This window comes from Streptomyces sp. NPDC002911, from assembly GCF_053591835.1.
The window spans coordinates 160717-174680 of sequence record NZ_JBSFUO010000010.1; the positions used below are offsets into that span (position 1 = coordinate 160717).

The following is a 13964-nucleotide window of genomic DNA, read 5'->3' on the forward strand; positions in this document are numbered from 1 at the left end:
CCGCGCCTCGCCGAGGGCACCCGCGGCATGCCCGACGAGGTCCCCGACGAACCGCTGCATCTGCCCCTGAACGCCGACCGGGTACTCCTGAGCGGAAGGGGGCCTGCGGCGGCTGTGCGGGACGGGGTCCACGTCATGCCGTGTGACCACGGCCGAAGCGGGCAGGTGCCGTTCTGTGAGCACAGAGGGACGAGCACCGGACGCCACCGACGCTGATGGGAACCAGCGGGCCGGTCGTCTCGCGGCGCGCCGGACGGGTGAACCGGGCCGGGGGATATATCTGTATTCGGTGCCCTTCGTCCCGGATCTCCCGTCGTGATCGCACTCGTCCTCTGCCACTTCGTACTCGCGGCGTGTGCGGCGCCGCTGGTGCGGCGGCTCGGCAGGTACGCCTTCGTCGTGCTCGCGCTGCCTCCCGCGGCCACCACGGTCTGGGCGGTCACCGAGTGGAGCGGCGCGGAGACCGGCCGGGCGGTCACCTGGTCGTGGGAGTGGATCGGTACGTACGACGTGTCGATCGCCCTGCGCCTGGACGCGCTCGCCGTGCTGATGGTGCTGCTCGCGGCCGGGGTGGGGGCGCTCGTCCTGCTGTACTGCGCGCCCTACTTCACCGACGACTCCCCCCGGCTGGCCTCCTTCGCCGGGAACCTGCTGGCCTTCGCCGGTGCCATGCTCGCCCTCGTCCTCGCGGACGACCTGATCTCGCTCTACGTGTTCTGGGAACTGACCACCGTCTTCTCGTACCTCCTGATCGGGCACGGGAGCGAACGTAAGAAGAACCGCCGTTCCGCCCTCCAGGCACTCACGGTCACCACACTGGGCGGCCTCGCCATGCTGGTCGGCTTCCTGATCCTCGGTGAGGCGGCGGGAACCTACCGGATCTCCGCGATCGTCGCCGACCCGCCGGAGCCGACGCTCGCCGTCTCCGTGGCCGTCGTCCTCGTGCTGTGCGGTGCCCTGTCCAAGTCGGCGATCTGGCCGTTCAGCCTCTGGCTGCCGAACGCCATGGCCGCGCCCACTCCCGTCAGCGCCTATCTGCACGCAGCGGCCATGGTCAAGGCCGGTGTGTACCTGGTGGCACGACTCGCCCCCGCTTTCGCCGACGTCCCCGTCTGGCGGCCGGTCGTCCTGGTGCTGGGGGGAGCGACCATGCTCCTCGGCGCCTGGCGCGCCCTGCGACTGAACGACCTGAAGCTCGTCCTCGCCTACGGCACCGTCAGCCAGCTCGGCTTCCTCACCGCGCTCGCCGGGGCGGGGAACCGCGACGCCGCGCTCGCCGCCGTCGCGATGATCCTCGGGCACGCCCTGTTCAAGGCCGCGCTGTTCCTCGTCACCGGCATCGTGGACCACACGACCGGCACCCGGGACCTACGCGAACTCTCCGGCCTGGGCCGCACCATGCCGTACGTCTGCGCGGTCGCGGTCCTTGCCGCCGCTTCCATGGCCGCCCTGCCGCCGTTCCTCGGATTCGCCGCGAAGGAAGCCGCCTTCGAGGCGTTGCTGCACGGCGACACCACGGACCGCTGGGTTCTGGCCGTCACCGTCGTCGGCTCCGTGCTGACCGTCGCCTACACCCTGCGCTTCGTCTGGGGAGCGTTCGCCCGCAAGCCCGGCGTCACCGACACCCCGGCCCGCCGCGCCGGTGCCGCCCTCCTGGCGCCGCCCGCCGTGCTCGCCGTCGCCGGGCTGGTGCTCGGCCCCGGCGTCGGCTGGACGGACCGTCTGTTCGCCGCGTACGCCGACGCGTTCCCCGCCCCCGCCCACCCCTACCACCTCGCGCTCTGGCACGGCTTCGGCCTGGTCCTGCTGCTTTCCGCCCTGACCTGGGCGGGCGGCGCCGTGCTCTTCGGGGGACGCGCGGCGGTCGTCCGGCTCTCCCGGCGCGTCGCCTGGCCGACCGCGGACAGCGTCTTCGGGCACCTCCTGCTCGGCCTGGAACGGGTCGCCCTCCAGGTCACCGGCTTCGTGCAGCGCGGCTCCCTCTCCGGCTACCTGGCCATCACCCTGATGGTGATGCTGGCCGGCCAGCTGGCGGTCCTGGTCACGGACCGCCCCTGGGAGGGAGCGGTCGCCCCCCGGGTGTGGGATGTACCGCTCCAGGGCGCGGTGGCCGTGCTGACCTGTGCGGCCGCGCTGTCCTGCCTGACCGTCAGCCGCCGGATGAAGGCCGTCGTCCTGGCGGGACTGACCGGATACGGGACGGCGCTGCTCTTCGTCGTACAGGGCGCGCCCGACCTGGCGCTCACCCAGTTCTGCGTGGAGACCGTGTCGATGATCGTGTTCGTGCTGGTCCTGCGCCGGATGCCGGTGCGTTTCGAGGAGTCGATCGGCACCTGGCGGCGGGCGCTGCGGATCCCGGTGGCGCTGGCCGCCGCGGCGACGGTCGGCGTGGCCGTCTGGGTGGCGGGCGCCGCACGCGTCGCCGAGCCGGCGGGCGCGGCGATGATCGAGGAGGTCGCCCACCACGGTCTCAAGGACGTCGTGGCCACCATCCTGGTCGATCTGCGGGCCTGGGACACGATGGGGGAGTCCGCCGTCCTCGCGGCGGCGGCGATCGGGGTGACCAGCCTCATCTATCTGCACCGGCGCAGCGAGACGCCCATGAACAGGCAGGAGCTGACAGGAGAGACCGCCTGGACGCTCTCGAACAGGCGGCTGACCGGTCTGCCGCAGGGCGACGACAACGCACCCGAACGCAGCTGGCTGGCCGCCGGATCCACCCTGGCGCCCGAACACCGCTCGGTCGTCTTCGAGGTGGTCGCCCGGCTGCTCTTCCATCCCATCCTGGTGCTCTCCCTGTATCTGCTGTTCTGCGCCGAGAACATGCCCGGCGGCGGCTTCGTCGCCGGACTCGTGGCGGGACTCGCTCTCATCACCCGCTACCTGGCGGGCGGCCGGTTCGAGCTCGCGGAGGCCGCGCCGCTGCAGCCCGGGCTCTTCACCGGACTCGGACTGTTCGTGTCCACCGCGGTCGCCCTGGGCGGCCTCGCGGAGGGGACGGTGCTGCACGCCTGGACCTACCACGGGCACCTGCCGGTGTTCGGTGACTACCACCTGAGCACCTCGGTCCTCTTCGACTTCGGCGTCTACCTGCTGGTGCTCGGCGTGGTCCTGGACATCGTGCGGGCCCTTGGCGCCAAGGTCGACCGGCAGATCGAACGGGCGGCGGGCGCACTGGTCCCCGCGCCCGACACCGGGACGGGGGAGCCCAACCGATGACCATGAGCGTCTCGCTCCTCGCCACGGCCGTCGTGCTCTGCGCGGTCGGTGGCATGCTCATGCTGACCCGGCCGCTCACCCGCATCCTGCTCGGCGCGGTGATCGCGGGGAACGGCATCAACCTGCTGGTCCTCTCTGCCACCGGCGCGGCAGGCGCGGCGCCCCTGCTCTACGGCGTGGCGCATGGCCGGATCACCGACCCGCTGCCCCAGGCCATCGCCCTCACCGCCATCGTCATCACCCTTGCCACCACGGCCTTCCTGCTCGCCATGGCCTACCGCAGCTACCAGCTGACCGGCACGGACGAGGTCCACGACGACCTGGAGGACCGACGCATCTTCCTGCGCGCCGAGGTGATGGGGCAGCGGGCCGAACTCCGTGAGGAGTTCCGGGCGGAGCCCGGCCGTACCCGGCAGGACCGCGCCCGCTACCGCAAGGAGCACCAACGGCTGCGCGCCCGGCTGCGCGCCGACCGCGCCCTGCAGGCCCGGGGCCGGGACGCCGGCGGGGACCTCTGGCACGACGTGCTGGGCGCCGACCCGGAGGACTACGTGAACGACAAGGACGACGACCAAGGAGCCGCCGGATGAACGCGCTCGTTCCTCTGCCGGTGCTGCTGCCGCTCTGCGCCACCGGGCTGAGCCTCGCCTTCGGCACCCGGCTCGCGCGCTTCCAGCGCTTCATCAGCGTCGCCGTGCTCAGCGCGGTCCTCTGTCTTTCGGTGGCCCTGATGATCGCCGCCGACCGGCAAGGGCCCCTCTCCGTCCATCTCGGTGATTTCGCACCGCCGCTCGGCATCACGCTGGTCGCCGACCGGCTGTCCGGGCTGATGCTGACAGTCTCCTCGGCGGTCACCCTCGCCGTCCTGGTCTACTCGCTCGGCCAGGGCATGGCGGACCGGGACAAGGAGACGCCCGTCGCCGTCTTCCACCCCGCCTATCTCATCCTGGTCGCCGGGGTCTCCCTCACCTTCATCGCGGGCGATCTCGTCAACCTCTACGTCGGTTTCGAGATCATGCTGGTAGCCAGCTTCGTCCTGCTCACGCTCGGCGGGACCGGCCCCCGGATCCGGTCCGGTTCGACCTACGTGATCATCTCGCTGTTCTCCTCGATGCTCTTCCTGACGGCGATCGCCATGACCTACGCCGCCGCCGGAACGGCCAATCTCGCCCAGCTGGCCGTCCGGCTGCCCGATCTCCCCCTCGGTGTGCAGACCTTGGTCCAGGCCATGCTGCTCACCGTCTTCGCCATCAAGGCCGCCGTCTTCCCCCTGGCAGCCTGGCTCCCAGACTCCTACCCGACCGCGCCCGCGCCCGTCACCGCCGTCTTCGCCGGCCTGCTGACGAAGGTCGGCATCTACTGCATGCTGCGGGTGGAGACCCTGCTCTTCCCCGGGAACCGGCTCGGCGATCTGCTCATGATCGTCGCCCTCGCCTCGATGATCGTGGGGATCCTGGGGGCGGTCGCCCAGACCGACCTGAAGAGGCTGTTCTCCTTCACCCTCATCAGCCACATCGGTTACATGGTCTTCGGGGTGGGCCTCGCCACCCGTGAGGCGTACGGCGGCGCGATCTTCTACGTCGCGCACCACATCACCGTCCAGACCACCCTCTTCCTCGTCGCGGGGCTCATCGAACGCCGGGGCGGCACCAACGAGCTCACCCGGCTCGGCGGACTGGCCCGGGCGGCTCCGCTGCTCGCGGTCCTCTTCTTCGTCCCCGCGATGAACTTCGCCGGAATCCCTCCGCTCTCCGGCTTCATCGGCAAGCTCGGACTCATGCGGGCAGGTGTCGCCGACGGCAGTGTCCTGGCATGGATCCTCGTCGCGGGCGCGACCGTGACGAGCCTGCTCACCCTGTACGTGATGGCCAAGATCTGGAATCTGGCCTTCTGGCGTACGGAGCCTCCGGGCCAGGCCGCGTACGGCACCGTCCTGGAGGCCGCCGACGACAGTGACGACGACGATGCCGATACCGGACCCGACCGCGTCCCGGGCACCGGCGACGAAGGGGTGGGGCCGCCCCGGGCCCCCGCCGGCCAGGCCGTGGCCGCCACGTTGCAGGGGCAGGCCGTCACCACCACGATCCGCCCGCCCAGGGCCATGACGGCCGCCACAGCGGGTGCTGTCGTGCTCGGTCTCGCCTTCACCGTCCTGGCCGGTCCGCTGACGGCCTTCACCGACCGCTCGGCAGCCGAACTCATCGCGCGCCGCCCCTATGTGGAGGAGGTGCTCGGCCGGTGAGGCGCCTGATCACCCTGTCGTACCGCAATCCCGATCTGCCCCCGTGCAGCGTCGAGTTCGCCGGCCGAAGGCGCCGCGTACTCGACCTTCCGCAGATCGCCTGGCTCACCCTGATCTGGGTTCTGCTGTGGTCCACCCTGACCTGGGCCAACGTCGTCACCGGCGCGGTCGTCGCGGTCGTGGTCTGTCTGGCGTTCCCGCTGCCGCAGGTCGATCTGGGGCTCCGGCTGCACCCTTGGGGCATCCTCAGGCTCGCCGCCTATCTGCTCTACGACATGTACACCTCGGGGGTGGAGGTCACCCGGCAGATCTTCGCCGACCGTCCGCACCGGGCCGCCGTCATCGGCGTACCACTGCGCTGCCGCAGCGATCTGATGCTCGCCGCGACCGCCGTCACCGTGTCGAACGTGCCGGGCGGCTCCGTGGTCGAGGTGCGCAGGGCCACGGCCACGCTCTTCCTGCACGTCCTGGACGCCGACCGGCCGGCGGAGCTGGAAGCGGCCCGGCGCTCTGTCTGGAAGCTGGAGGAGCTGACGGTACGGGCGTTCGGTACCCCGGACGAGATCCGCCGCGTGTCCGAGCCGCCGCCGTCGACCGCCGGCTCCGGGCCGGGCTCCGGAGAGGAGAGTTCATGAGTGGCCCCGAAACCGTCGACCGGGTTCTGATGATCGCCGCAGTCGTGCTCGTCGTCGCCGCGGGGGCACTGCTGCTCGTCCGGATCAGCCGAGGGCCCTCCATGCTGGACCGGGCCCTCTCCCTCGACGTCCTCGCCGCGGTGATCATCGCGGGCCTCGGCGTCAAGTCCGCTTTCGGCCGGGACGCCTTCTACTTCCCGATCATGCTGGTGCTCGCGTTCCTCGGCTTCACCGGATCGGTGGGCATCGCCCGTTTCATCGCCGTACGCGACAAGCCGCAGTCACGCCGGAAACCCGCCGCGAAGGAGTCACAGGAGTGAATCTCTGGGTACAGATCACGGACACGGCCGGGGCGGTGCTCGTGTTCCTCGGCGCTGCGATCTGTCTCCTCGGTGTGGTCGGCATGCTGAAGCTGCCCGACGTCCTGTCGCGCAGCCATGCGGCGACCAAGCCGCAGACCCTCGGGCTGCTGCTGGTGCTGGCCGGTGTCGCGCTGAGGCTGCGCAGCGGCATGGACCTGGCGACGCTGGCCCTCATCGGCTTCTTCCAGCTGATGACCGGCCCGGTGGCCGCGCATCTGGTGGCGCGCTCGGCGTACCGGACGGGGCAGGTCGAACGGGGCGAGCTGCTGTTCGACGACCTGGACGCACAGCTCACCGAGCCGGGGCCCGAACCGGAACCGGGCACGGGGTCCGAGCGGAGCTGAAGGTTGCCGCAGGCACCGCGTCCACGTATCCCCACGTACTCCGCACTGTTTCTGCGATGATGCGGCGGGGATTCCACCGGGCGCTGGGGGGCGTATGTCAAGCACGGGCACGGTGCTGCGCGAATTGCGTGGCGCACAGAAGTCGTCCAAGGGCGTCTCGCTCTACTCGCGGTATGTGAACCGGCCGACCGGGCGCCTGCTCGCGGCGGGTGCGTTCCGCGTCGGACTGACGCCCAATCACGTCACGCTGATCAGTGCGACGTTCACCTTCGCGTCCGTCGCCGCCGTGGCGGTCGGGGAGCCCTCCTGGTGGCTCGGAGTGCTGGTCTGGGCCGGACTGGCCGTCGGCTTCGCCTTCGACTCGGCCGACGGGCAGCTCGCGCGGCTGACCGGGCTGGGCGGGCCGGACGGCGAGTGGCTCGACCACGTCGTGGACTGCGCGAAGATGATTCTCGTCCACAGCGCCGTCCTGATCGCGTTCTACCTCCACGACGGCCTGCCCGGTGAGGGCTGGCTCCTGCTCCCGCTCGGCTTCCTGTTCGTGGCCGTGCTCACCTTCTGCGCGGGGCTGCTGCGGGAGCAGCTCGGCAAGGCGGCGGCGCGCAGCGCACCGGCCGTGGCGGGCCCTGCCGCTCCGGTGTCCAGGCTCCGGGCCGTGGCGCTGCTGCCCGCGGACTACGGGATCTTCTGCCTGGTCTTCCTGCTGCTCGGCGCACCCGGGGTCTTCCGGGCCGGGTACGCCGTGCTCGCGGCGGTGCACGCCCTGTTCCTCGTGGCGTTCCTGGGCAAGTGGTTCAGGGAGCTGAAAGCGCTCCGGGCCGGCTGACGAGCACGTCCAGTGCCCGGCGCAGCTGGGTGCTGGACGTGTGCACCGTGTACGGGAAGTAGACGACCTCCACCCCGACCTCGGCGAAGTCCCGTTCCAGGCGCTCGCCCTTCTCCGTCCCCCGCCAGTCGTCGCCCTTGAAGAGGACGTCGAAGCGGACCTGCTGCCAGGTCTCGACCTTGTCCGGGACGGTCTCGACGAACGCCGCGTCCACGTAGCGCACACTGCGGACGATCTCCAGCCGTTCCCGCAGCGGGATCACGGGCTTGTGGCCCTTGGCCAGCGCGGCCATCTCGTCGGAGACGACCCCGGCCACGAGGTAGTCGCACTGGCTGCGGGCGTGTCGCAGGATGTTCAGGTGGCCGACGTGGAACAGGTCGTACACCCCTGGCGCGTAGCCGACTCTGTGCTGCACCATCCGTTCTCTCCCCCCACGGTGGAACTGGTTCAACGACCTTACTGTGAAGAACACTTGTGCATCCCGTGAACGGATAAGCTCCAAGGAGAGGCTGTTCCGGGGGGAAGGCGATCATCCGTTGTCCGCTGCTGAGCATCACAGACCGTTCGCACATCGCAGACTTCTCGTGGTCTCCACCAACTACGCGCCCGAGCTGACGGGCATCGGCCCGTACGCCACGCAGCTCGCCGAGCACTGGGCGGCGTCGGGGGCCAGGACCGAGGTCCTGACCGGCATGCCGCACTACCCCGCCTGGCGTGTGGACGAACGGTACCGGGGGGCGTGGCTGAGGGAGGAGAGCCGTGAGGGGGTGCGCGTGCATCGGCGACGGCACTATGTGCCGCCCCGTCAGACCGCGCTGCGGCGTGCGGCGTTCGAGGCGTCCGTGCTCGTCCACGGGATCCTCGCCCCGCCGTCCGGCCCTTTCGACGCGGTGATCTCGCAGATGCCGAGCCTTGCGGGCAGCGTGCTCGGTGCACGGCTGGCGCGTCGCCACGGCGTCCCGCACATCCCCGTCGTCCAGGACCTGATGGGTGCCGCCGCCGCGCAGAGCGGCATCCGCGGGGGAGGCAGGGCAGCGGCCGTCGCCGCGGAGGCCGAGCGTTACGCGCTGCGCGGCGCGGCCCTCGTCGGCGTCATCCACGAGAGCTTCGTGGAGGGTGTCACCGCCCTCGGTGTGGACCCCCGGCGCATCCGCGTGGTCCCCAACTGGACGCACGTACAGAGCCCTTCGGCCGACCGCGAGGCGACGCGTGCCAGGCTGGGCTGGGCCGAGGACACCCCCGTGCTGTTGCACTCCGGGAACATGGGCCTCAAGCAGGGCCTCGACGTCCTGATCGGTCTGGCGCGGCTGGCGCCGGACATCCGTGTCGTCCTGATGGGCGACGGCAACCAGCGCGACGGACTGCGCGAGCGGGCCGAGGGTCTGCCCAATCTCGACTTCCTCCCGCCCGCGGGCGCCGACGACTTCACCGATGTGCTCGCCGCCGCCGACGTGCTCGCGGTGACCCAACGGGCCTCGGTGCTCGACATGAGCGTGCCGTCCAAGCTCACCTCGTACTTCGTCTCCGGGCGTCCCGTCGTCGCCTCGGTGGCCGGCGAGGGCGGTACGGCGGACGAGGTACGCCGTTCGGGCGCGGGAGTCCTCGTGGCCCCCGAGGACCCGGCCGCGCTCCTCGCCGCCGTACGCCGGCTGGCCGCCGATCCGGCGGCTGCGGCGGCACGGGGAGCGCACGGCCCGCGGTACGTCGCACAGCACCTGAGCCGGGAGGCGGGCCTCGCCCGCTTCGACGCCCTGCTCGCCGAGGCACTCGAGGACACGCGAACCGGGGACACCCAAGGGGGAGAACGCCGATGACGCACCTGATCCGTCCCCCCGACGACCAGGACGAACCGGCGCTGCTGCGCGACCAGTTCCGTCAGCTCCTGCGCTACCGCCTGCTCCTCGCCGGAGGCGTGGTCGTGGGCCTCCTCGGCGGGGGCTTCCTCGCCCTGAGCGGTGACGACACGTACACGGCGGCGGGCGAGGTGCAGGTGCGCTCCGCGACCGCGGACCCCTTCGCCACCGGAGCGTCCGCGGACAAGGGCATCAACATCGGCTCCGAACGGCAGACCGCGGTCAGCGACACCGTGGGCGACCTGGCCGCCGGAACCCTGCTGAAGAAGGGCGACGACGTCACCGCGCGGAAGCTGCTCGCCGGCCTCCAGGTCACCAACCCGCCCAACACCCTCACGCTCCGCTTCTCCTACACCGGGGCCACCCCCGAGCAGGCCCGGGCCCGCGCCGAAGCCCTCGCCAACGGCTACCTCGCGCACCGCAAGGCGCGCACCGAGGAGAGCATCGACAACATGGCGAACGGCTATCGCGCCCAGCTCGAACCGCTGGAGGAGAAGCGCGACCTGCTGGAGGAACGCACCGGGGTCGACGCCGCTGACGACGTCGGCAGCGCCCGCGCCAACATCATCGTCTCCATCTCCGAGCTGAGCCGGAAGATCTCCGAACTCAAGGCACTCGACACCACTCCCGGTTACCTCAACAAGAAGCCCGTCGCCCCCACCGAGCCCGCCGGCGCCGGTCTGCCGCTGCTCCTCGGGCTCGGCGCGGTCGTCGGCCTCGCCCTCGGACTGCTGCTCTCCTGGGTGCGCCTCGTCTTCGACCCCGCCGTCCGCTCCCCCCGCGAGCTCGTCCGCTCCCTCGGAGCCCCGCTGCTCGGCACGCTGCCCAGGGAACGCGCGGCTGCGGACACCCTGCTCGCGATCGGGCGCAGCGGTTCGCGGCTCGCCGAGGAGTACCGTGCGGTCGCCTTCCGGCTCGCCTACGACCCGTCGTTCGCGGAGCGGCGCCGGCTCCTGGTCACCGCCCCGCGCGGGGACAACGCCATGGCGGCCGCCGCGGCGGTCAACCTGGCCGCCGCCTTCGCCGAGATGGGCCGCGACGTCCTGCTCGTGGAAGCCGATCTGCGTACCCCGTCCCTGGCCCGTGACCTAGGACCGGCCGCCCATGAGGTCCGGCCACCACGCTGGGCGGCCGAGGAGGGCGACCGCAGCTGGCCGGCCGGCGGCCGCTCCAACGTGGACGTGCCGGGATCCGGGGCGTTCGCCCTGGTGGCCGGGACCACCGCGGACAACGTGCCGCGCGCCCTGACCTCCGCGTCCGTTGCCCGAATCGTCGCCGAGGCCGACCGCCCGGGCGCCGTCGTCATCGTTCTCGCCCCGCCCGTGCTGTCGTACGCCGACGCGGTCGCCCTCGTCGACCGCGTCGAGGGCGTCATGATCGTCTGCGATCCGCGTGAGGTGCACCGCAGCGACCTGGAACGCATCCGCGAGATCATCGGTGCCTCCGGCGGCTCGGTGCTCGGCGCCCTGCTCCACCCCGCCCGGGGCCGGCTGCGCCGCGCGGACCGCCGCACCGGGTCCGGCCGGCGCCGGTCCGGCCGCGGGCCGGGCGGGCCGTCCGTCGAAGCGGACGCCCCGGAGATCACCCGGAATCCCGACGAGACCATGGGACTGCGTTCCTTCACCCTCCCGGGGGCGCGCCGGTGAGAGCCCGCACCGCGATCCTCTGCTCGGTCGCGGACCAGGGCGTGGCGGCGCTCACCAACATCCTGGTGCTCGTGGCCGCCGCCCGGCTCTCCACCGTGGCCGACTTCGCCCGCTTCTCCGCGGTCTACCTGGTCTTCACGGTGCTGCTGGGCGTCTCCGGCGCGTACACCGGGCAGCCCCTGGTCCTCCGGCGCGGTGGCGGCGAGGACACCCGGGCGGCCTGCCGCTCGGCGGTCGTGTTCACCGTCGGCGCCTCGGCGGCCCTCGGCGCCCTGCTGGCCGCCGTCTGCCTGCTCGTCCCGGGGGACACCGCCCGCGCTCTGACGATGCTCGGCCTCGTCCTGCCGGTGGTGCTGGGACAGGACGCCCTGCGCTACGCCTTCTCCACCCTCCAGCGACCCCATCTTGCCCTGGCCGCCGACCTGTTGCGACTGGCGTGCGTGCTCGGCGCCCTGTCCGCCCAGGGATACGGGGCCACCCCCGCCCGGCTGATCGCAGTCTGGGGACTGTCCGCCCTGCCCGCCCTTCTGCTGTCCGCGGTGCTGCTGCACCGCTCGGCCTTTGGCGCCCCGCTGCGGCTGCGCCCGATGCTGAGGCGCGGCCACCTCGGTCAGCGCTTCGTCGTCGAGTTCGGCGTCGGCAACGCGGCGGGCCAGCTCTCCGTCCTCGGGCTCGGAGCCGTCGGCAACCCGCTCCTGGTCGGCGCCCTGCGCGGCGCGACCACGCTGTTCGGACCGCTCAACGTGCTGTTCACCTCCGCCACGTCCTTCGGCCCGCCGCTGCTCGGCCGCATCGCCGACGAGCGGCGCCGGGTCCGGGCCACCGCGGCACTCGCCGCCGCCCTCGCCGCGACCGCCGCTCTCTGGGCCACCACGCTGGCCCTGCTGCCCGAGCGCGCGGGACGCGAACTGCTCGGGGACACCTGGCCGACGGCCGCCGCCCTGCTCCCGGCCACCGGAAGCCAGTACGCGGCGATGGCCGTCGGCACCTGCGGACTGCTCGCCCTGCGCATGCTCGACCCCCGTACGACGCTGAGCATCCAGGTGGTCTTCTCACTCACCGCCGTGACGCTCATGGCCGGGGGGTACGCCCTCGGCGGTGTCGCCGGGGCCGCCTGGGGGCTGTGCCTCGGCTCGCTCTGCAAGGCCGTCGCCACCTGGACCCGGGTGGCCCGGCTGCGCCGCCGGAGCCCGGCGGGGGAGGCCGTCAGCGCCGACGCGCTGCCCTCTGCTCCCTGAACGTGGTGATCAGCACCAGACACAGCGCTCCGATCGCAAGCTTCCCCGCCGCCTGGAGCAGCGGGCCGCGCAACAGAATGAAGGTGTACCCGGCGATCAGCGGCGCAGCGATCGCCAGGACACTGCCCGGACCGGGACCCGCCCGGGTGACGGCCAGCGCGTACCTGCGGTCCGTACGGGCCGCCGCGTAACCGATCAGCGCCAAGCCGCCGATCATGCCGGACGCGCCGAAGTCCACCCAGAACTCCGTCCACAGCGGAGCCGACAGGTTGGTCATGTTCATCCCCATCCACTCGCCCACCCGGACCCCGGTGTCCTCCGGCTTCCCGCTCCACACCGCCCTGGGGACGAAGAAGAGGGCGGAGCCCGCGAGCTGACGGCCATAGGTGTGGCCCCGGGTGTCCACCCAGGAGATGGTGTTGGCGAACATCACCGTCTGGTCGTAGTCCTTGGTCGCCAGCGGTTCGAAGACGGAGGCCGACTGCACGGGCCGGTATCCCTCGTCGTCGTAACGGAAGCGGTCGGCGTACGGAAACAGCACCAGGGCGCCCACCACGCCCATGGTCAGCACCGTGCGGTACATCGCCGCACTGCTCGGGAACGCGGTGAACAGCAGGGACACCAGCACCGTCAGGAACCAGTAACGCGCGTTGGACACCGGGTTGTTCACGACCAGATTGACGGCCGCGAGCCCCACCCACACCAGCACCGTCGAAGGGGAGCGCCGCGCCCGGCGCGAGGTCACCAGACGCCGGGTGAAGAACAGGAACGCCAGCAGCGCCGGGACGGTGCCGAAACCCTTCAAAAACGCGGAGCCGACATTGGACTCCGCCGAGGCCACCCCGCTCTGCGCCACCGTGTCGCTGATCTCCTGACGGCTGGAGAAGAAGACGGCCGGCCCGCCGAGCTTGATCACGTAATACCCGCTCGCCAGCAGCGCGAGCAGCACCAGCAGCCGCAGCCTGACCGGGTGCGCCACGGCCGGCCCGCCCGTCGCACGCGACGGAGCACGACGCCGCAGCGGCCGGCGCGAAGCCAGCAGTGCCCCCAGGTCGAAGGCCGCACACCCGACCAGGATCATCGCGATCGCCGTCACCAGGTCCGAGCGCGGTCCCACCATGGGCGTCGGAGTCTGCCCGATCACCACCTGGGCGAACGGTGCGACGCCCAGGGCGATGTACACGAACATCCAGAAGACGCCCTGCAGCAGCCTCCGCCGGGTCGACAGGATCATCGTGGCGAGCCGGGCGCCCGCGTGACACGTCAGGACGAGTTGCAGCCAGTACGCGGTGTCCCGGACACCCGCGCCCGGCTGGGCGGCGATGAGCGCGGGCAGGAAGCAGACCAGGCCCAGGACGAGCGGCACGGACAGCGCCCGCGAGAGCATCGCCCACGTCGGCGGCCTCGCCGGGGGCTCGACCGGCGGGCGGGGAGCGTCCTCCCGGACGGCAACAGCGCCCACCGACTCGTGCACGGTCGTCATGACCCCCCGATCACCGGCCTCCGAGGCCCCCGTCCGCCGGCCTCATGGCACACGAACACCTTAACGAACCCGCCCACTTGAGGGGATGTGATGACTAGTCTGTGAACAGTCGGCCG

At 71.8% G+C, this 13964-nt stretch carries 12 protein-coding genes; 10 read left to right on the forward strand and 2 right to left on the reverse strand.

Features of this window, described 5'->3' with window-relative positions; translation table 11 throughout:
• Window positions 1-315: 315 nt before the first annotated feature.
• From ACWD04_RS18040 to ACWD04_RS18070, 7 genes are all read left to right on the forward strand, one after another.
• A complete protein-coding gene (locus ACWD04_RS18040; protein WP_451132970.1) occupies window positions 316-3219 on the forward strand; it encodes a Na+/H+ antiporter subunit A in 2904 nt (967 codons plus the stop codon).
• Window positions 3216-3809 carry a Na(+)/H(+) antiporter subunit C gene (locus tag ACWD04_RS18045; protein WP_451132972.1) on the forward strand — a complete coding sequence of 198 codons (594 nt, stop codon included), beginning with the start codon at window positions 3216-3218 and terminating at the stop codon, window positions 3807-3809. The genes ACWD04_RS18040 and ACWD04_RS18045 overlap by 4 nt, the downstream gene beginning before the upstream one ends.
• Complete coding sequence (locus ACWD04_RS18050; protein ID WP_451132974.1) at window positions 3806-5461, forward strand: Na+/H+ antiporter subunit D; 1656 nt, start codon at window positions 3806-3808, stop codon at window positions 5459-5461. Before ACWD04_RS18045 ends, ACWD04_RS18050 begins: the two co-directional genes overlap by 4 nt.
• Window positions 5458-6096, forward strand: a complete 639-nt coding sequence (locus ACWD04_RS18055) for a Na+/H+ antiporter subunit E (protein ID WP_451132976.1) — start codon at window positions 5458-5460, stop codon at window positions 6094-6096. The genes ACWD04_RS18050 and ACWD04_RS18055 overlap by 4 nt, the downstream gene beginning before the upstream one ends.
• Window positions 6093-6416 (forward strand): monovalent cation/H+ antiporter complex subunit F, encoded by a 324-nt coding sequence (locus ACWD04_RS18060; RefSeq protein WP_451132978.1) that lies wholly within the window; start codon window positions 6093-6095, stop codon window positions 6414-6416. Before ACWD04_RS18055 ends, ACWD04_RS18060 begins: the two co-directional genes overlap by 4 nt.
• A complete protein-coding gene (mnhG, locus tag ACWD04_RS18065) occupies window positions 6413-6802 on the forward strand; it encodes a monovalent cation/H(+) antiporter subunit G (RefSeq protein ID WP_451132980.1) in 390 nt (129 codons plus the stop codon). The genes ACWD04_RS18060 and mnhG overlap by 4 nt, the downstream gene beginning before the upstream one ends.
• A gap of 94 nt (window positions 6803-6896) precedes the next feature.
• On the forward strand, window positions 6897-7628 hold the full coding sequence (locus tag ACWD04_RS18070; protein WP_451132982.1) for a CDP-alcohol phosphatidyltransferase family protein: 732 nt from the start codon (window positions 6897-6899) through the stop codon (window positions 7626-7628).
• Here the strand turns inward: ACWD04_RS18070 and ACWD04_RS18075 are convergent.
• Window positions 7597-8046 (reverse strand): adenylyltransferase/cytidyltransferase family protein, encoded by a 450-nt coding sequence (locus tag ACWD04_RS18075; RefSeq protein ID WP_451132984.1) that lies wholly within the window; start codon window positions 8044-8046, stop codon window positions 7597-7599. The two genes, ACWD04_RS18070 and ACWD04_RS18075, sit on opposite strands and share 32 nt — an antisense overlap.
• Window positions 8047-8212: 166 nt before the next feature.
• Between ACWD04_RS18075 and ACWD04_RS18080 the strand changes: the two genes are divergently transcribed.
• Genes ACWD04_RS18080 through ACWD04_RS18090 form a run of 3 tightly spaced genes read left to right on the forward strand, consistent with a single transcriptional unit; the run spans window position 8213 to window position 12365 of the window.
• Entirely contained in the window at window positions 8213-9442 is a 1230-nt protein-coding gene (locus tag ACWD04_RS18080; RefSeq protein WP_451132986.1) for a glycosyltransferase, read from the forward strand.
• Window positions 9439-11127, forward strand: coding sequence for a lipopolysaccharide biosynthesis protein (locus ACWD04_RS18085; RefSeq protein ID WP_451132988.1), 1689 nt, complete (start codon window positions 9439-9441; stop codon window positions 11125-11127). Before ACWD04_RS18080 ends, ACWD04_RS18085 begins: the two co-directional genes overlap by 4 nt.
• A complete protein-coding gene (locus tag ACWD04_RS18090; RefSeq protein ID WP_451132990.1) occupies window positions 11124-12365 on the forward strand; it encodes a hypothetical protein in 1242 nt (413 codons plus the stop codon). The genes ACWD04_RS18085 and ACWD04_RS18090 overlap by 4 nt, the downstream gene beginning before the upstream one ends.
• On the opposite strand, the gene ACWD04_RS18095 is transcribed toward ACWD04_RS18090, so the two are convergent.
• Entirely contained in the window at window positions 12334-13848 is a 1515-nt protein-coding gene (locus ACWD04_RS18095) for a hypothetical protein (RefSeq protein ID WP_451132992.1), read from the reverse strand. The two genes, ACWD04_RS18090 and ACWD04_RS18095, sit on opposite strands and share 32 nt — an antisense overlap.
• Between the last annotated feature and the right edge of the window lie 116 nt (window positions 13849-13964).